16 protein-coding genes are annotated in these 17,249 nt (G+C 58.4%); 8 read left to right on the forward strand and 8 right to left on the reverse strand.

What is annotated here, in order from left to right; genetic code table 11:
• Positions 1–83: 83 nt before the first annotated feature.
• The 3 genes from AC1RN6_RS14160 (at position 84) to AC1RN6_RS14170 (ending at position 3,540) form a co-directional block, all read left to right on the forward strand.
• The gene (locus AC1RN6_RS14160) at positions 84–1,499 is read left to right on the forward strand and encodes a circularly permuted type 2 ATP-grasp protein (RefSeq protein ID WP_050477383.1); all 1,416 of its coding nucleotides are present in this window, start codon (positions 84–86) and stop codon (positions 1,497–1,499) included.
• 3 nt (positions 1,500–1,502) lie between these two features.
• Entirely contained in the window at positions 1,503–2,510 is a 1,008-nt protein-coding gene (locus tag AC1RN6_RS14165) for an alpha-E domain-containing protein (RefSeq protein WP_493006079.1), read from the forward strand.
• A gap of 145 nt (positions 2,511–2,655) precedes the next feature.
• A complete protein-coding gene (locus tag AC1RN6_RS14170; protein WP_493006080.1) occupies positions 2,656–3,540 on the forward strand; it encodes a proteasome-type protease in 885 nt (294 codons plus the stop codon).
• Positions 3,541–3,634: 94 nt separating this feature from the next.
• Here the strand turns inward: AC1RN6_RS14170 and purM are convergent, their stop codons facing one another.
• The gene (gene purM, locus AC1RN6_RS14175) at positions 3,635–4,678 is read right to left on the reverse strand and encodes a phosphoribosylformylglycinamidine cyclo-ligase (protein WP_493006081.1); all 1,044 of its coding nucleotides are present in this window, start codon (positions 4,676–4,678) and stop codon (positions 3,635–3,637) included.
• A 129-nt stretch (positions 4,679–4,807) separates the two neighbouring features.
• Here purM and AC1RN6_RS14180 point away from each other — a divergent pair, with 129 nt between their 5' ends.
• From AC1RN6_RS14180 to folK, 5 genes are read left to right on the forward strand one after another with little or no spacing between them, the layout of a single operon-like run.
• Positions 4,808–5,896: an AI-2E family transporter gene (locus tag AC1RN6_RS14180; RefSeq protein WP_493006082.1), complete on the forward strand. Its 1,089-nt coding sequence runs from the start codon at positions 4,808–4,810 to the stop codon at positions 5,894–5,896.
• A complete protein-coding gene (gene hda, locus AC1RN6_RS14185) occupies positions 5,893–6,588 on the forward strand; it encodes a DnaA regulatory inactivator Hda (RefSeq protein WP_493006083.1) in 696 nt (231 codons plus the stop codon). Before AC1RN6_RS14180 ends, hda begins: the two co-directional genes overlap by 4 nt.
• The gene (locus AC1RN6_RS14190; RefSeq protein WP_493006084.1) at positions 6,585–7,259 is read left to right on the forward strand and encodes a histidinol-phosphatase; all 675 of its coding nucleotides are present in this window, start codon (positions 6,585–6,587) and stop codon (positions 7,257–7,259) included. The genes hda and AC1RN6_RS14190 overlap by 4 nt, the downstream gene beginning before the upstream one ends.
• Positions 7,260–7,280: 21 nt before the next feature.
• Positions 7,281–8,717: a polynucleotide adenylyltransferase PcnB gene (pcnB, locus tag AC1RN6_RS14195; RefSeq protein ID WP_493006085.1), complete on the forward strand. Its 1,437-nt coding sequence runs from the start codon at positions 7,281–7,283 to the stop codon at positions 8,715–8,717.
• Positions 8,714–9,220 (forward strand): 2-amino-4-hydroxy-6-hydroxymethyldihydropteridine diphosphokinase, encoded by a 507-nt coding sequence (gene folK, locus AC1RN6_RS14200; protein ID WP_493006086.1) that lies wholly within the window; start codon positions 8,714–8,716, stop codon positions 9,218–9,220. Before pcnB ends, folK begins: the two co-directional genes overlap by 4 nt.
• Positions 9,221–9,280: 60 nt before the next feature.
• On the opposite strand, the gene AC1RN6_RS14205 is transcribed toward folK, so the two are convergent.
• The 7 genes from AC1RN6_RS14205 to AC1RN6_RS14235 form a co-directional block, all read right to left on the reverse strand.
• Positions 9,281–10,552 (reverse strand): EAL domain-containing response regulator, encoded by a 1,272-nt coding sequence (locus AC1RN6_RS14205; protein WP_493006087.1) that lies wholly within the window; start codon positions 10,550–10,552, stop codon positions 9,281–9,283.
• Positions 10,542–11,696: a protein-glutamate methylesterase/protein-glutamine glutaminase gene (locus AC1RN6_RS14210; RefSeq protein WP_493006088.1), complete on the reverse strand. Its 1,155-nt coding sequence runs from the start codon at positions 11,694–11,696 to the stop codon at positions 10,542–10,544. The genes AC1RN6_RS14205 and AC1RN6_RS14210 overlap by 11 nt, the downstream gene beginning before the upstream one ends.
• Positions 11,696–12,259, reverse strand: coding sequence for a chemotaxis protein CheD (locus AC1RN6_RS14215; protein WP_493006089.1), 564 nt, complete (start codon positions 12,257–12,259; stop codon positions 11,696–11,698). Before AC1RN6_RS14215 ends, AC1RN6_RS14210 begins: the two co-directional genes overlap by 1 nt.
• Complete coding sequence (locus AC1RN6_RS14220; RefSeq protein WP_493006090.1) at positions 12,256–13,086, reverse strand: CheR family methyltransferase; 831 nt, start codon at positions 13,084–13,086, stop codon at positions 12,256–12,258. The genes AC1RN6_RS14215 and AC1RN6_RS14220 overlap by 4 nt, the downstream gene beginning before the upstream one ends.
• Positions 13,087–13,171: 85 nt before the next feature.
• Positions 13,172–13,729 carry a chemotaxis protein CheW gene (locus AC1RN6_RS14225; protein WP_493006091.1) on the reverse strand — a complete coding sequence of 186 codons (558 nt, stop codon included), beginning with the start codon at positions 13,727–13,729 and terminating at the stop codon, positions 13,172–13,174.
• An 11-nt stretch (positions 13,730–13,740) separates the two neighbouring features.
• The gene (locus AC1RN6_RS14230) at positions 13,741–15,351 is read right to left on the reverse strand and encodes a methyl-accepting chemotaxis protein (protein WP_493006092.1); all 1,611 of its coding nucleotides are present in this window, start codon (positions 15,349–15,351) and stop codon (positions 13,741–13,743) included.
• A gap of 40 nt (positions 15,352–15,391) precedes the next feature.
• Positions 15,392–17,188 carry a methyl-accepting chemotaxis protein gene (locus tag AC1RN6_RS14235; protein ID WP_493006093.1) on the reverse strand — a complete coding sequence of 599 codons (1,797 nt, stop codon included), beginning with the start codon at positions 17,186–17,188 and terminating at the stop codon, positions 15,392–15,394.
• Positions 17,189–17,249 lie beyond the last annotated feature (61 nt).

Raw genomic sequence — 17,249 nt, forward strand, 5'->3', positions numbered from 1 at the left:
CCAATACGATTCTACAAATAATATTCGCTTGATCAGAAGCCCCAAAATCCCCCAGCATCAGCACCAGAAAATGAAGCAAATTTATGGCAAATTTTTTCGATGAGATGTATTCCGATGGAGCCGTTTCCGTACGCAAGCATTATGATGAATTTGCGGCATGGCTCTCCGCACAATCCGCTGAAACCATTGTTCGCAAACGTGCAGAATCCGACCTGATCTTCCGCCGCGTCGGCATTACCTTCGCGGTCTACGGCAACGATGCAGGTACGGAAAGGCTGATTCCCTTCGACATTATTCCGCGCATTATTCACGCCGCAGAATGGACCAAACTGGAAGCCGGTCTGGTGCAGCGCGTCAAAGCGCTGAACATGTTTATCCACGATATTTATCACGGTCAGAAAATCATCAAGGCTGGCGTCATTCCCGCCGAGCAGATTTTGAAGAACGCGCAGTACCGCCCTGAAATGCAGGACGTCGATGTCGCCTCCGACATCTATGCGCACATTGCCGGCGTCGATATCGTGCGTGCGGGCGAAGGCGAGTTTTACGTGCTGGAAGACAACCTGCGCGTGCCGTCGGGCGTGTCCTATATGCTGGAAAATCGCAAGATGATGATGCGGCTTTTCCCTGAACTGTTCACCCGCCACAAGATTGCGCCGGTCGATCACTACCCCGACATGCTGCTCGACAATCTGCGTTCGGTCGCACCGGTCGGCGTGGTCGATCCGACGGTCGTGGTGATGACACCGGGGATGTACAACTCGGCGTATTTCGAACACGCGTTCCTGGCGCAGCAGATGGGCGTCGAGCTGGTGGAAGGACAAGACTTGTTCGTCAAGGACAACACCGTCTACATGCGCACCACGCGCGGTCCGAAACGCGTCGATGTGATCTATCGCCGCATCGACGACGACTATCTCGATCCGCTGGCGTTCCGCGCCGATTCCTCGCTGGGCGTGCCGGGCCTGCTGTCGGCCTACCGCGCCGGCAAGGTCACGCTGACCAACGCCATCGGCACCGGCGTCGCCGACGACAAATCGATTTATCCCTACGTGCCGGACATGATCAAGTTTTATCTGTCCGAAGAACCCATCCTCAACAACGTCCCGACCTACCAGTGCCGCAAGAAGGAAGATCTTTCCTACACGCTGGCCAATCTCGAAAAGCTGGTGGTCAAGGAAGTGCACGGCGCCGGCGGCTACGGCATGCTGGTCGGCCCGGCGTCGACCAAACAGGAGATCGAGGATTTCCGCCAGCGCGTGATCGCCAAGCCGGACGGTTACATCGCTCAGCCGACACTGGCTTTGTCGGTGTGCCCGACCTATGTCGAATCCGGCATTGCGCCGCGCCATCTTGACCTGCGCCCCTTCGTGCTGTCGGGCAAAACCGTCTCGATGGTCAAGGGCGGCCTGACGCGCGTGGCGCTCAAAGAAGGCTCGCTGGTGGTGAACTCGTCGCAAGGCGGCGGCACCAAGGACACCTGGATTCTGGAGAAATAAAACATGTTGAGCCGCACCGCTGATCACCTGTTCTGGATGGCGCGCTACACCGAACGCGCCGAAAACACCGCACGCATGCTGGACGTGCACGTACAAACCGCTCTGCTGCCGCAATCGACCGACGACGCCGAACAAGGCTGGCGCGCCGTGCTCGGCATTTCCGAGCTGCTGTACGGTTACAACCAGAAGTACGACACGCTGACGCAGAAAGACGTGATCAACTTCATGGTGCGCGATCCGAGCAATCCATCGTCGATCGCATCCTGCCTCAAGCAGGCGCGCGAGAACGCACGCGCCGTGCGCGGCGCCCTGACCACCGAAGCATGGGAAATCCAGAACGCCACCTGGATCAAGATGCAGGGTTATCTGAAGACTGACGCGCTGGAGCAGAATCCAAGCGACTTCTTCGAGTGGGTGAAGCATCGCTCTCACCTGTCGCGCGGCGTAACCATCGGCACCATGCTGAAAGATGAAGCATTCCACTTCATCCGCCTCGGCACCTTCCTCGAACGCGCCGACAATACCGCCCGCATCATCGACGTTAAATTTCATGGCGCCAAGGAAGCGACCGGCAAGCAAAGCCAGCAGCAATCGCAGCAATTGAGCCAAAGCCTGCTGACCAAGGATGCCAAGGGCCAGGACAATCAGATCGACTTTTATTATTGGGCGGCTATCCTGCGCTCGGTGTCCGGCTTCGAGATTTATCGCAAGGTCTATCGCGACGTCATCACGCCGGAACGCGTTGCCGAATTGCTGATCCTGCGCGCCGACATGCCGCGTTCGCTGGCGGCCTGCATGGATCAGGTATTAAGCAATCTGAAACACGTGCACAACGACGTGTCCGCCGATACGGAACGCTTTGCCGGCAAGCTGCACGCCGATCTGAAGTTCAGCCGCATCGAGGAAGTTCTCGACGCAGGTCTGCACGATTACCTGACAGTGTTTCTGGAACGCATCTTTGAGTTGGGAAATCGCATCAGTAAAGACTTTCTTGTTCCTTTGGCAGCATAATTTTTATTATTCTGCCAATCTGACACTTAAGAATTATCAGAAATTTGCCGATAATGTGTCAGGCTCACGACATTTAGGCCCCGCCCGCGCTCAGCGTCGGCGGGGCTTCCTGTAAAATTCGGCTTTTACATTTTTATCTCACATCATGACTTATTGCGTTGCCATGCGCCTGAACGAAGGCCTGGTCTTCTTATCCGACTCACGGACCAATGCGGGCGTCGATCATATCGGCACCTTCCGCAAGATGAACGTCTATGAGAATCCGGGCGAGCGCGTCATGGTGATGATGACGGCCGGCAATCTTTCCATTTCACAATCGATCCGCCAGATCGTTTCTGAAAAGACCAACGCTGAAGGCCGCACCATCTGGACCGCCCAGTCGATGTATGAAGCCGCACAAATCCTGGGCGACGCGATTCGCACCGTGCATCAGCGCGATGCGGAAGAGTTGGGCAAGTTCGGCATTGACTTCAATGTCAGCATCATTTTCGGCGGCCAGATCAAGGGCGAGCGTTGCCGCCTGTTCCAGATGTATTCGGCCGGCAACTTCATCGAGTCGCACGACGAAAACACTTATTTCCAGATCGGCGAAGCCAAGTACGGCAAGCCGATCATCGACCGCGTCGTCACACCGCACACGTCATTGGACGAGGCTGCAAAGTGCGCCCTGATCTCGATGGATTCGACACTGAAATCGAATATCTCGGTCGGCCTGCCGCTGGATCTGCTGGTGTACAACAGCAACGACCTGGCTGTAACGCGGTTCGTCACCATCGACGATCAGAATCAATACTTCCAGATGATCCGCCGCAGCTGGGGCTCGCAATTGAAACGCGTGTTCGAAGCCATCGACGACCCGGTCTGGGATGCGGCGCCGGAAGCGACGCTGAATGTCCTGTCGTCGTCCGTCGATCACAGCCAGCCGGTGCGCGTGCCGCCGCCGGATGCCCTGGTGCGCGACGCACAGCCGGTGACGCGCCAGACGCTAGCCGGCGATGACGAGGCCGATGTGGCGCAGCAACCGACCTGATTGCCGCCTTCTTCGTAGTCACCAAAAACAAAAACGGCTGCAAGCAATTGCAGCCGTTTTTTATTGCCCGGCACCAACCGGGCGTTAAAAGCGATCAAACGACGATGGTCTGTGCTTCGCCTTCAGCGCGTGCGCGAATTTCACCGATGCGGAACACGGTTTCGCCGGCTGCTTTCAATTGTGCTTCGGCGGCGTCGGCGTTTTCTTTCGACACGATCACGGTCATGCCGATGCCGCAGTTGAAGACGCGGTGCATTTCAGCGTCAGCCACGCCGCCGTGCTGCTGCAGCCAGGTGAACAGCGGCGGCATGGTCCAGGCCTTGCTGTCCAGCACAGCAGTCAGATTCTCTTGCAGCACGCGCGGGATGTTTTCTACCAGGCCGCCGCCGGTGATGTGAACCATGCCCTTCACTTCCATCGCTTCCATCAGGGCCAGCAGCGGCTTGACGTAGATCCGGGTCGGTTCGAGCAGCACGTCGGCCAGCTTGCGGCCGTGGAAATCGGCGTTCAGGTCAGGCTTGGCGACTTCCAAAATCTTGCGCACCAGCGAGTAACCGTTGGAGTGCGCACCCGACGAAGCCAGGCCCAATACGACGTCGCCCGGGATGATCTTGGTGCCGTCGATCAGCTTGGACTTTTCGACTGCGCCGACGGCGAAGCCGGCCAGATCGTATTCGCCGTCCGGGTACATGCTCGGCATTTCAGCGGTTTCGCCGCCGATCAGCGCGCAACCTGCTTGTTCGCAGCCCTTGGCGATACCCTTGATGACATCGGTGGCGCTCGCCACGTCCAGCTTGCCGCAGGCGAAGTAGTCGAGGAAGAACAACGGTTCGGCGCCCTGCACCAGAATATCGTTGACGCTCATGGCGACCAGATCGATGCCGACGGTGTCGTGCTTGTTGAGGTGGAAAGCCAGCTTCAGCTTGGTGCCGACGCCGTCGGTGCCGGACACCAGCACCGGCTCCTTGAATTTCTTGCTGATCTCGAAGAGGGCGCCGAAACCGCCAATGCCGCCCAGCACGCCTTCACGGGTTGTACGCTTGGCAAAAGGCTTGATTGCCTCGACCAAAGCGTCGCCTGCATCGATATCGACACCGGCGTCGCGGTAGGAAAGGGAAACATTGGATGATGAAGTCATGATGATATTGGCACTAGAGGCGGTAAAATAGAGGTCTGAAGCGTAGAGGAGTAAAACGGCCAGCATGGCTGCTGAATTACTGCGTAAACCATGATTTTATCAAACCGATTCACCTAAAGCCCGATTTCCATGCCTTTTTCTTTCTCGGATGAGCAAAAACAAAGCTTGTTGTGGCTCATTTTAGGGCTTTCGTTAATAGGCCTCCTGGTACTTCTGGGGCCAATGCTGACTCCCTTTGTTACCGCCGCTATCCTGGCGTATGCCCTCAACCCGGGCGTCGACTGGCTGGCAGGCCGCCGCATCGGCCGTTTCCATCTGCCACGCGTGCTGGCTGTGCTGATCGTCATCCTGCTGCTGGTGCTGGCCGTGCTGGCTCTGATCCTGGTCGTGGTGCCGGTGCTGGTCAAGGAAATCCCGTTGCTGCAACAACAGATTCCGAATTTCCTCGATAAGCTCAACACCGCCGTGGCGCCGCGCCTGAGCGAATACGGTATCCATGTGCGCCTGGACGTCACCGGCATCAAAAAGATCATGACTCAGCAGCTGGCCACCAGCGGCGATGAAATCTGGGCCTCCGTGCTGGCCTCGGTCAAGATCGGCGGCACCGCCGTGCTGGCCTGGCTGGCCAATCTGTTGTTTATTCCGATGGTGTTGTTTTATTTGTTGCAAGACTGGCATCCTTTCATCGGACGCCTGCGCGGCATGATCCCGCGCCGCTGGGTCGCCAAGATCAGCCACATGACGGAAGAAGTCGACGATCTGCTCGCGCAATACCTGCGCGGACAATTGCTGGTGATGTTGATCCTGGCGGCCTATTATTCAATAGCGCTAGCCATTGCCGGCTTCGACATTGCCTTGCCGGTCGGCATCCTGACCGGTTTACTGGTCTTTATCCCCTACGTCGGCTTCGGTCTCGGCCTGGTGCTGGCGCTGATCGCCGCCGTATTGCAATTCACCGGCCTGTACGGGCTGGTCGCCATTGCCATCATCTATGGCATCGGCCAGGTGCTGGAAAGCTTCATCCTGACGCCGCAACTGGTAGGAGAACGCATCGGCCTGCATCCGCTGGTAGTGATCTTCGCCCTGCTGGCGTTCGGGCAATTGTTCGGTTTTGTCGGCGTGCTGCTCGCCCTGCCAACTTCGGCCATCATTTCGGTGATGGTGCGGCACCTGCGTCAACATTACCTGAGCAGCAGTTTCTACAATAGCGAGACATGAGACAACTTCTGCTGGATTTGAGCGCGCAGCAGCCGCCGACTTTCGATACCTTTGTGACCGGCCAGAATGCAGAATTGCTGCAACGGTTGCAGGCCATCGCGTCGGCACAAGCGCAGCCGACATTAAACGACCGCTTTATCTACCTCTGGGGTGAGAACGGCGCAGGCAAGACGCATCTGCTGCATTCGCTGGCGCATGCGAATATCGCCAGCCGTCTGATCACCGCCGCCGACGCCTTCGACAGCGATTTTGACTACACGCCCGCGGTGCAATGCTATCTGCTCGACGATTGCGAACAGCTGTCGCCGGATGCACAGATCGCCGCCTTCGCGCTGTTCAACCAGATCCGCGAACTGGGCGGTTATCTGATCAGCACCGGCACGCAACCGCCGGCGCAATTGCAGGTGCGCGAAGACTTGCGCACACGGCTCGGCTGGGGACTGATCTATCAATTGCACGGCCTGACCGACGACGAAAAGATCGCCGCCCTGACGCAATCTGCGCAAGGCCGCGGCATGACCGTCTCGCCCGGCATCCTCTCATACCTGCTGACCCACTACCGGCGCGACATGCCTTCCCTGTCGCGCATGCTCGACGCGCTTGACCGCTATTCGCTGGAAACCAAGCGCCCCATCACCCTGCCACTGCTACGCGATCTATTACAACAGGAAGCTGAAGACGACACGCTATGAATCTCGCCTTATTTGATCTCGACCACACCCTGATCCCCATCGACTCCGACCACGAGTGGGGCGAGTTTCTGGCCCGCACCGGCGCTATCGATGCAGCCGCTTTCCGCAAGGCCAATGACGAGTGGTACGCGCACTATCAGGCCGGCACGCTGGACCCGGTGAAGTATCTGGAGTTCGCCTTCGGCACTCTGTCCAAATTCCCGCGCAAGCAACTTGATGAGTGGCATGCCCAGTTCATGGAAGAAGTCATCAAACCGGCCATGGTGCCCGCCGCCGTCGCCGTAGTGCAAAAGCATCTGGATGCCGGCGACACCGTCGCCATCATCACTGCCACCAACAGTTTCGTCACCGAGCCGATCGCCAGGCTGTTCAAGGTGCATCACCTGATCGCAGCGCTGCCGGAACTCGATGCCGAAGGCAACATCACCGGCCGCCTGCTAGACACGCCGACCTATGCTGAAGGCAAAGTGACGCATACTGAAGCCTGGCTCAAGACACTTGGCAAGACCATCGCCGACTACGATCAAAGCCATTTCTACAGCGATTCGCAAAACGACATTCCGCTGCTCTCGCGCGTCACGCATCCGGTCGCCACCAATCCCAACGACAAGCTCAAGGCACACGCAATCGCCAACGGCTGGCCGATTCTGAATCTCTTCGACGCGCAATGATAAAAATCAAACTGAAACGCAATGATTAAAAAGTTCATCCGCTCGATCCTCGGCAAGAACAAGAAGGACGCAGCCTCCGCCACCGAACCGACCATCCTGAGTCAGAAGCAGCATGGCATCGACCTGCAACTGGTGTCGCCCAACGCCATTCGCGTGACGCAGACGCTGCAGGACGCCGGCTTCAAGGCCTTCATCGTCGGCGGCGCCGTGCGCGATCTGCTGCTGTCGGTCAAACCCAAGGACTTCGACGTCGCCACCAACGCCACGCCGGAACAGGTCAAGCAATTATTCCGCCGCGCCTTCATCATCGGCCGCCGCTTCCAGATCGTGCACGTGATGTTCGGCCAGGAGCTGATCGAGGTCACCACCTTCCGCGGCGCGTCTGCCGACATGGCGCCCAAGGATGAACACGGCCGCGTGCTGCGCGACAATACCTTCGGCGAGCAGCATGAAGACGCGGTTCGACGCGACTTCACCATCAATGCGATGTACTACGATCCCGCCTCGCAAAGCGTGCTGGATTATCACGGCGGCATCGCCGATATCCGCGCCAAGACGCTGCGCATCATCGGCGTGCCGGAAGAACGCTACCGCGAAGATCCGGTGCGCATGCTGCGTGTGGTGCGCTTTGCCGCCAAGCTCAAGTTCTCCATCGACGCCGCCACCGGCGCACCGATCGCGATCATGGCGCCGTTGATCAACAACGTGCCGGCGGCGCGCGTGTTCGATGAAATGCTCAAGCTGCTCATGAGCGGCCATGCCCTCGCGTGCCTGCAGCAATTGCGCAAACAAGGCCTTCATCACGGCTTGCTGCCGCTGCTCGACGTCGTACTGGAACAACCGCTCGGCGAAAAATTCGTCACCCTGGCGCTGGCCAACACCGACGCCCGCATCAAACAAGGCAAACCGGTCTCGCCGGGCTTCCTGTTTGCATCCCTGCTGTGGCATCAGGTGCTGGAAAAATGGCGTGCCTATCAGGCGGCGGGCGAGTATCCGATCCCGGCGTTGCATCTGGCGGCTGACGACGTGCTCAACACGCAGACCGAAAAACTCGCACTGCAACGCAAGATTGCATCCGACATGCGCGACATCTGGGCCATGCAGCCACGCTTCGAACGCCGTACCGGCAAGGCGCCGTACAAGCTGCTGGAACACCTGCGCCTGCGCGCCGGCTACGACTTCCTGCTGCTGCGCTGCGCCTCCGGCGAGATCGATGCAGAGCTGGGCGACTGGTGGACGGCATTCATCGATGGCGATGCGCCGGAACGTGAAGTCCTGCTGTCGCGCAAACCGGCAACATCGGGTGGCGGTGGCGGCAGTGTTGGCACAGGAACCGGTTCCGGCCCGAGCGCCAATGCCGGCCCGGCCAAGAAGCGTAAACGCCGCGGCGGCCGCAATCGCAGCAAGAGCGGCGGCGCAGACAGATCGTCGGCCCCGTCGAACGACGACGAGGCATGATCCAGGCAGAGTCTTCGGCGGCGCCGACGATCGCCTACATCGGCATCGGCGGCAATCTGGGCGACGCCCGCGCCACGGTGGAAGACGCGTTGCGCCGGCTGGCGCACTTGCCGCACACCACGCTCTCAGCACATTCCCCGCTGTATCGCACTGCCCCGGTGGACGCCGGCGGCGACGACTATGTCAACGCCGTGGCCCGACTCGCCACATCCCTGGCACCCCACGATTTGCTGAAAGCATTGCAAGAAATCGAACAGGCGCACGGACGCGAACGTCCCTATCGCAATGCGCCGCGCACGCTGGATCTGGATATCCTGCTCTACGGCGATCTGATCATCACCGACGACGTATTGACGGTGCCACATCCGCGCATGACGCAACGCGCCTTCGTGTTGATTCCCTTGCTGGCTATTGATGCCGGGGTCATCATTCCAGGTGCCGGTGCAGCGCAGGATTTTCGTGCAGACGTGGCAAACCAGCCGATTCAACTGATCGGCAACTGATTCGACGCACAGTAGACACGGTAGAAATGCCTGAGGATTTTTCTCATCTCCGGACGCGGATTAATTCTCCGGCTCGGATCCTTCCGTACCAGTTGCCGTATCCTGCGGTGGCCGCAATTCTGCCAGACGACGGTGATGTCCCTTGAGCCAGATCGGCAGCTCGCTGGGCAACATCGGTTTGGCAATCAGATAGCCCTGCCCCAGCGTGCAGCCGGAGTCCTGCAGCAAGCGCCAGTCTTCAATCGTTTCGATCCCCTCAGCTACCGTCACCAGCTCCAGGCGCTTGGCCATGTCGAGCGCAGACTGCAGGATCACGCGCAGATTCTGGCGCGCATGGGCGCCATGCACAAACGAGCGATCGATCTTCAGTTCGGTGAAAGGAATACGCGCCAGCTGCTGCATCGATGAAAAGCCGGTGCCGTAGTCATCAATCGACAAACCGAATCCCTTCAGGCGGAAACGCGCCAGCGTGCCAAGCGCGCTGCCCAGATTCGCCACGACTGAACTCTCGGTGATCTCCAGCACAATCTGCTCCGCCAGCAAGGCATGCTGCGTCAGCAGGTCGGACACCTTCTGCACGAAGCTGGGAATATCCAGCGACAAGGGCGACAAATTGACGGCAACCTTGAGCGACAGGCCGCGCTCATTCCATAGTGCCGCCTGCGCCATCGCCTGCTCCAGCATCGACAAGGTCAACTCGTGGATCAGACCGGAACTCTCGGCCAGCGGAATAAAGTGATTCGGCGGAATCATCCCGGCTTGCGGATGAATCCAGCGCGCCAGCGCCTCCACGCCCTTGAGCATGCCGGTGCGGATATCGACCTTCGGCTGATAGTAGGCAATCACTTCGCGATTGCGAATGGCGGCGCCCAGCTCCGCTTCAGTAATGACCGGCAGGTTCGGATCTTTTTGCGGCAGGGAGAGATTGCTGCGGGATGAATTCAGTGCACCCAGAATTTTTTCCTGATTCAAGGGCTTTTGCAACGCGCCCAGCACGTGCATGCCGAGTGCTTCCACCATGGTCTCCACCGACGCCAGCAAGGATCGTTCACGGCTGGAAGCGACGATCAGGGGAAAATTCAGTTTCCGCACCTGCAACTGCTGGATGAACTCGACGCCGTCCATTCCCGGCATTTCCAGATCCACGATCACCAGGCTCGGCGGCAAGCGCAGCAAGGCCAGCAGCTCGAGCGCTTCATGACCGTCGCCGGCCTCGTAAATCATCTCGACACCAAGGTCGCGCATCAGACCAACCGTGTGCAAACGCTGCAGCGGGCTGTCATCGACAATTAACAAGGTTTCTATTGGGAAGGGCGTCAATTTAGTAACCATATTTGTCAATCACGGAAGAGATGTATTCAAGGGAGACGACATCGCCCACGCCACCGAGCAACAACGCTTCCTTAGGCATGCCAAAGACGACACAGCTGTTTTCATCCTGCGCATAGGTCACCGCGCCGCATTCCTGCATTTCTTTCATGCCGCGTGCACCGTCGTCGCCCATGCCCGTCATGATGATGCCGACGGCATTCTTGCCGGCAGCCTTGGCCACGGAACGAAACAGGACATCCACCGATGGCTTGTGGCGGCTGACCAGCGGGCCGCCAACCACTTCTACATAGTACTGCACACCATCGCGCCTGACCATCATGTGCGAGCCGCCGGGTGCAACTAATGCACGTCCGGGCAACACCAGGTCATGATGCTCTGCTTCCTTGACCTGGATGCCGGAGATCGAATCGAGGCGCTTGGCAAAGCTTTGCGTGAATTTTTCCGGCATATGCTGCACGATTACAATCCCCGGACTGTCCTCGCCGACTGCGCTGAGTACCTTCTCCAACGCCTGCGGGCCGCCGGTTGAAGCGCCGATCGCCACAATCTTCGGCGTAACAGGAATCAATCCATCCAGAAAACCAGGCGGTTCGAGAATAGCGTCCGCCGTCAACCGGCCGCTGTCCAGCTTGGGGGCGAGCGGTGTGTCTGCACGCAACAATTTCTCCATCTCGCTGCCGGTGTGGAAGCCGTTTGTTCCTGCTGCTGCATTCGTGCCTGCGCCGCCTGCGTGCGTACGCCGCAAGCGTGCGTGCGATGCCGCGCGGATGGCGGCGATCAAGTCTTCCGAACTGTCCTGCAAAAAATCGCGAATACCCAGCGACGGCTTGGTGATAATGCCCACCGCACCGGCCGCCAGCGCCTCCACGGTGACCGTGGCGCTGCGCTCGGCCAGCGACGAGCAGATCACCACCGGCGTCGGCCGGATGGCCATGATCTGGCGCAGGAACGTGATGCCGTCCATGCGCGGCATTTCAATATCCAGGATGATGACGTCGGGCCAGTTGGCGCGCATCTTCGCCATGGCGAAAATCGGATCCGGCGCCGTGGAAATCACGGAGATGTCAGGACAGGGCTCGATCAGGTCCTGAATCACCTGACGAACCACCGACGAATCATCGACTATCATGACTTTGATCGTCATCAGTGCCCCCTGTCGAGCAAGATGTTGCCGGTTTGTTCCGGCGCTACTGCACCGGACTGCAGCACAGGGGCTTTTTCCATGTCATGGATGACGCCATGTCCGCGCCGCACCCAGACATCGCCATTGTTCAAATCGAAACGCAGGTAGCGATAGCCGTCACCGGCAATGTCCTGCGCGGTGATCGGTATATGCTGGCGTTGCAGCGCCTCCAGTGCGAAATCGACGTTCGCCTGCCCTATGCGCGCCTTCGATGCCGGCAATCCCAGAACGTTGCCGCCGCCAAAGACCTTGACGCGGTAGTCGGCAACTTTGGTATCGTGCTTGCGCACTTCGCCGAGCAGCCGCACCAACGCTTCGTCGCCATAGCGGCCATCAGGTTCCGCATGGTCCTGCTCGTCGCGATGCAAGCGCCGTGCCGGCAAAAGGAAATGACACAAGCCGCCCAGGTGCCGAGCCGGATGCCAGAACGTGATAGCGACGCACGAACCCAGCAAGGTCTCTACCTGCACGTCGCCCTGACCGAAATACACTTCCCCGAGATTGACGAAAACACGCTCAGTCATAGCGGTCTCCGGTAAACCGAAGGCGCATGCATCTGCAGGTCGAGCGGCATTCCGTGCAGCGATTCCGAGTGCCCGACGATCAGCCAGCCGCCCGGTCGAATCTTGCGAATCACAGCCTGAATCACATCGACCTTGGTCGGGAAATCGAAATAGATAATGACGTTGCGCAAGAACACGATGTCGAATTTTCCATCCATATCCGACGGCAGGTTCAGCAAATTGCGCTGATCGAAAGCGACGCGTTTGCGTATGCGCTGATCAATCAGAAAATGTCCGTCGTACTCGCCGGTGCCGCAAAGACAATAGCGCGACAAGTACTGTTTCGGAATATGCTCGCCGCGCACCATCGGATACAGAGCGCGCCGCGCAAAGCTCAGCACACGCAGGCTGATGTCGGATGCGAAAATGCTCCAGGGATGAGCACCGCGGCAATCGTCGAGCAGCATCGCGATGGAATAGGCTTCTTCGCCGGTGGAACTGGCGGCGCTCCAGATTTTGAGTTCCTGCCGCGAAGACATTTCCGGCAGGATATCGTTACGCAAGGCATCGAAGTGCTTCTGCTCGCGGAAGAAATACGTTTCGTTGGTCGTGATCAGGTCGATGGCGCGTTGCCGTTCTTCCTCCTCTTGCGGTGCGGAAATCAGCGCGTAGTATTCACGCAGATCGGCAAGCCCCAATTCGCCCAGCCGGCGCGACAGGCGGCTGCACAGCAATGCCTTCTTCGAGAATGGCAGATACAAGCCGATGTAGTGCTTGAAAAGCTGTTGGTACAACAGCATTTCCTGATCACTGACATCCAGTGCCATCGACTCGATGCTGGAATTCATCTACCGGCTCCCACGATTGACCTGCTGTATTTGCATCCGGCATTTCCACCGGGCACGTTCAACCAGTAACGCTTTCATCATAGCCTCAGCTACCTGATTGCGCATTGAGTTCTTCCGCCGCCGCCATTCCCATCAGACTCGACAACTCATCGACCGACAATACCGCGCTGACATCCAGCACAACGATAAAGCGATCTTTGATATTGATCATGCCCTCGACAAAATCAGCACGCAATCTCGCGCCGAAAGTCAGCGGCGGCTCGACCTTGTCGTTCTCCACCGTCAGCACGGCACGCACGGCATCGACCATCACGCCGAGCAACATGGTCTGCTCCTCTTGCGTGACTTCCATGATGACGATGCAGGTGCGCTTGGCAACCGGCGTCGGCGCACGGCCAAAACGCACCGACAGATCGATGACCGGCACCACCGCACCACGCAGGTTGATCACGCCGCGCAGAAAGTTGGGCATCAACGGCACTTCCGTCAGGGCACAAAATTCGATGATTTCACGGATATCACCGATGGGCATGGCGAACATTTCTTCACCCAGCATGAATGTCAGGAACTGGCGACTCTGCACCACTTCCTGCTGCTGAGATTTGGCGAACGACGATTCACCGTTCAGCGATAAACTGGGCATACGCGGACTCCTCAAACATCTGTCAACACCGATTCTTTTATACCACCGCCGGTCGCGTCTGCAACACGGGGAAAATACTTCTCTTCAATCAGGGTCTGCGCCGGCCTGTCTTGGGCTGCGTCGCCCCCGGCTTCCTGCAACGAAAAATAACGCATCATGTCTCGCAGCTGATTGGCCTGATCGCTCATTTCTTCCGAGGTCGCGGACAACTCTTCCGAGGCCACGGCATTCAACTGTATTGCCTGGGTAATCTGGCCGATCGCGCTGTGAATCTGCACCAGGTTGGAATTCTGATCGCGTGCCGACAGCGAGATGCCGTCGACCAGATCTGCAGTCTGCTGAATCGACGGCAACATGCTCTCCAGCAGCTTGCCTGCTTTTTCTGCGAGGTCAACGCTGCGCTCAGAGACTTCCACGATCTCCTGCGCGGCGACTTGCGAGCGCTCGGCCAGCTTGCGCACTTCATTGGCGACCACGGCGAAACCTTTGCCGTTCTCGCCGGCACGAGCAGCTTCGATGGCAGCATTCAGCGCCAGCAGATTGGTCTGATATGCAATATCGTCGATGACACTGATCTTGGCTGCAATTTCGCGCATCGCATCGAGTGTTTCGCGCACGGCCTCCCTGCCTTCGGCGGCGGTGCGTGCAGACTCTCTGGCGATTTCGTTGGTACGGTTGGCGTTGGCAGTGTTGACGCCGACCGTGTTGGCGATCTGGCCGATGGCGCTGCTTGCCTCTTCCGAGTCGGCAGCCTGTTGCGAAGAATTCTTGCTCAATTGCTCGGCCGCTGCCGTTAGCTGCCCGGCAGCAGAAGCCAGCGTGACGCTTGCCGTATTGACGTCGCCCAGCACTTCCGTCAACCGGTCCGACATTTTCCGGGCGCCGTGCAGGACACTGCCTTTGTGCGCATTATCGGCATTAAATCGAACCGCGAGGTCGCCGTTGGCGATTTTGTGCAGGATGCGCATCACCTCTCTCGGATCGCCGCCGATCTGACGGATAAATATGCGCCGCGTGTACAAACCTAGCAGCAGTGCCGTCAGCAAGGCCAGTGCAATGACAAGGACGCTTTGCTCCAGATTTTTCCGTTCCAGATCGCCGGCCCGCTGTTTATTGAGGGTAGCCTGACGCACGTTCTCGTCGATCAGGGCCTCCAGCTGCAGGTGCAGATTCCCCAGGTCTTTCCTGATCGCCTCCGGATCCCCCTTGCTGTCGTCATCGCGCAGCAGATAGTCGCGTCGCAATTCGACTTTCTTGATGTAGGCCACCAGCAATTGATCGGCCTGGCCCTGCTGTGCCTTTTCCTGCTCGCTCAGTATCGTGGTCGACTTGTAATTGGCATACGCATGCTTCAGGTCTTCAAGTTTGAATTGCAAGGCATCGGCAATGCGTTTTCGCTCGATGTGCTGATCCGTTTTTTCCATTGCCTGTACGGAATTGCCGATATCGAAGGTAATCCTGCTGGCCTGGCTCAGGTTGACGATGGTAAGAAGATTCGCGGTATAGATCTCTTGCAACATGCCGTTGACGCGAAACAGATTGACGATGCCGTCTGCTCCCACAGCGGTGGTCAGCAGTGCGGCAAAGACAAAACTGACAGCAAGCTTATTGGACAACTTCATTTCCATTCCTCCTTCGCGTCATGCTCCTTGCAGCATCGAATCAAAAGCGCTTGAACGAGGATTCATCTACCGGATCGTCACCGCCGTCCAGCATGGAAATGCGGCTGGGCTTGACGAACTTGGTGCTGATCGCCGGCGGTTCATTGACCACCTTGCTGGCCTTGCCGGCATGTTTTACCGGCGCACGTTTTTCCTCGCCGACCTGGAAGAACAGGATCAGATCCTGCAATTGCATGGCCTGCGCACTCATTTCTTCGGAGGTTGACGATAATTCTTCTGATGCCGACGCGGTCATTTGCGTGGTCTGCGCCATCTGATGCACCGCGTTGTTGATCTGTTCCAGTCCGGCTGACTGTTCACGCGAAGCGGCGGAAATTTCCTGCACCAGGTCGGCGGTCCGGCGAATCGACGGCACCATCTGATCCAGCAAACCACCGGCCTTTTCCGCCAGCATCACGCTATTCTCGGCGACGGCGATGATTTCCTGCGCCGCCGTCTGAGAGCGCTCTGCCAGCTTACGCACTTCGGCCGCAACCACGGCGAAACCCTTACCGTGTTCACCGGCGCGCGCCGCTTCAATCGCGGCATTCAACGCCAGCAGGTTGGTCTGATAGGCGATGTCGTCGATGATGCCGATCTTGCCGGCGATCTGCTTCATGGCCTGCACGGTTTCGCGCACCACCTCGCCGCCTTCGGCCGCCGAATTGGCGGATTTGCTGGCGATGCTGTCGGTGACGCGCGCATTCTCGGCGTTCTGCGCGATGGTGGCGGTGATTTCCTCCACCGATGCGCTGGTCTCTTCCACGTTGGATGCCTGCTGCGAGGCATTCTTGCTCAGCGCTTGCGACGACGCCGATATTTGTTCGGAGGCCGATGCCAACGAGCTTGCCGTACCGCTGACGTCGCCGATCACCGCAGTCCACTTGGCCACCATCTGCTGCGTGCTGTGCAAGACGCTGCCGGTATCTTTAGCCGACACAGGCACTTTGACGGTCAGGTCGCCTTCAGCCACTTTGCGCAACACCATCATGGCATCCTTCGGCTCGCCGCCCAGCTGCGAGCGGATCACGCGATAAGTAAAGAACAGGCAGACCAGCAGCAGCAGCATCGAGGCGCCGAGCAAGGAGAAGATAACCATCTCCAGCTCCGAATAGCGCATCTGCGCCACGCTCACGCGTTTTTCCGTACGTTGATCGACCATGCGCAGGAAGTCATTGATCGGCAGCATCACTCGACCGACCATGCTGCGGTAGTTCTGGTCAAACATCAGTTCCTGCGCCATCGCCTGATTTGGTGCGCCCGTCACGGTGAAGTTGCCGGCGCCGTCATCGAACTGCCCTTTCACGGCATTGAACGCCGTGATTTCAATCTTGTTCAAGGCATCGGAATTGGTTTTGGCTTCCTGCATTTTTGCCAGCTCCTGCGCAGTGAAGCCGGCCTGCTTCATCAGGTCGATCAGCGGGACGGCCGGATCGGAAGGCATGCCGTTGACTTGTTTGGCAGTGACCAGATCGAGATTGAAGCGCTCATAATTCTTGGGACGCGGACGCTTGCCGTTGCGGATATCGAGGACGATGTAGTAACGCTCTTCGTCGTTGGGATCGCCGGTGGTGACATAGGCACGCCCGAACTTGGTCAGGTCTTCCGAACTGCGCCGCATTTCATTGGCCAGCACGAACGAGTAATAACGCGACTCGTGCGCCCGGTCCAGATTGGAGTTGGCGTCCTTGAGCGCGCGCGTCACGCTGACGATCGACCCCATCAGCACCGCCAGTACGATCACCAGCCAGATAAAAAGCTGTCGGATGCTCATTCGTTGCGTCAATTTGTTCTGCATGACAACTCCTTTGTTTCCCATACTGTCTTTCTTATCGGCCGGCCTGGAGGATTTCCCTGCC

It is taken from the genome of Herbaspirillum sp. GW822-FHT03A08 (genome assembly GCF_058801885.1).

What these genes read in the sequence shown, in the direction of transcription:
- AC1RN6_RS14160 (WP_050477383.1), top strand. Translation starts at nt 84, where the DNA reads ATGGCAAATTTTTTCGATGAGATGTATTCCGATGGAGCCGTTTCCGTA.
- AC1RN6_RS14165 (WP_493006079.1), top strand. Translation starts at nt 1,503, where the DNA reads ATGTTGAGCCGCACCGCTGATCACCTGTTCTGGATGGCGCGCTACACC.
- AC1RN6_RS14170 (WP_493006080.1), top strand. Translation starts at nt 2,656, where the DNA reads ATGACTTATTGCGTTGCCATGCGCCTGAACGAAGGCCTGGTCTTCTTA.
- purM (WP_493006081.1), bottom strand. Translation starts at nt 4,678, where the DNA reads ATGACTTCATCATCCAATGTTTCCCTTTCCTACCGCGACGCCGGTGTC.
- AC1RN6_RS14180 (WP_493006082.1), top strand. Translation starts at nt 4,808, where the DNA reads ATGCCTTTTTCTTTCTCGGATGAGCAAAAACAAAGCTTGTTGTGGCTC.
- hda (WP_493006083.1), top strand. Translation starts at nt 5,893, where the DNA reads ATGAGACAACTTCTGCTGGATTTGAGCGCGCAGCAGCCGCCGACTTTC.
- AC1RN6_RS14190 (WP_493006084.1), top strand. Translation starts at nt 6,585, where the DNA reads ATGAATCTCGCCTTATTTGATCTCGACCACACCCTGATCCCCATCGAC.
- pcnB (WP_493006085.1), top strand. Translation starts at nt 7,281, where the DNA reads ATGATTAAAAAGTTCATCCGCTCGATCCTCGGCAAGAACAAGAAGGAC.
- folK (WP_493006086.1), top strand. Translation starts at nt 8,714, where the DNA reads ATGATCCAGGCAGAGTCTTCGGCGGCGCCGACGATCGCCTACATCGGC.
- AC1RN6_RS14205 (WP_493006087.1), bottom strand. Translation starts at nt 10,552, where the DNA reads ATGGTTACTAAATTGACGCCCTTCCCAATAGAAACCTTGTTAATTGTC.
- AC1RN6_RS14210 (WP_493006088.1), bottom strand. Translation starts at nt 11,696, where the DNA reads ATGACGATCAAAGTCATGATAGTCGATGATTCGTCGGTGGTTCGTCAG.
- AC1RN6_RS14215 (WP_493006089.1), bottom strand. Translation starts at nt 12,259, where the DNA reads ATGACTGAGCGTGTTTTCGTCAATCTCGGGGAAGTGTATTTCGGTCAG.
- AC1RN6_RS14220 (WP_493006090.1), bottom strand. Translation starts at nt 13,086, where the DNA reads ATGAATTCCAGCATCGAGTCGATGGCACTGGATGTCAGTGATCAGGAA.
- AC1RN6_RS14225 (WP_493006091.1), bottom strand. Translation starts at nt 13,729, where the DNA reads ATGCCCAGTTTATCGCTGAACGGTGAATCGTCGTTCGCCAAATCTCAG.
- AC1RN6_RS14230 (WP_493006092.1), bottom strand. Translation starts at nt 15,351, where the DNA reads ATGAAGTTGTCCAATAAGCTTGCTGTCAGTTTTGTCTTTGCCGCACTG.
- AC1RN6_RS14235 (WP_493006093.1), bottom strand. Translation starts at nt 17,188, where the DNA reads ATGCAGAACAAATTGACGCAACGAATGAGCATCCGACAGCTTTTTATC.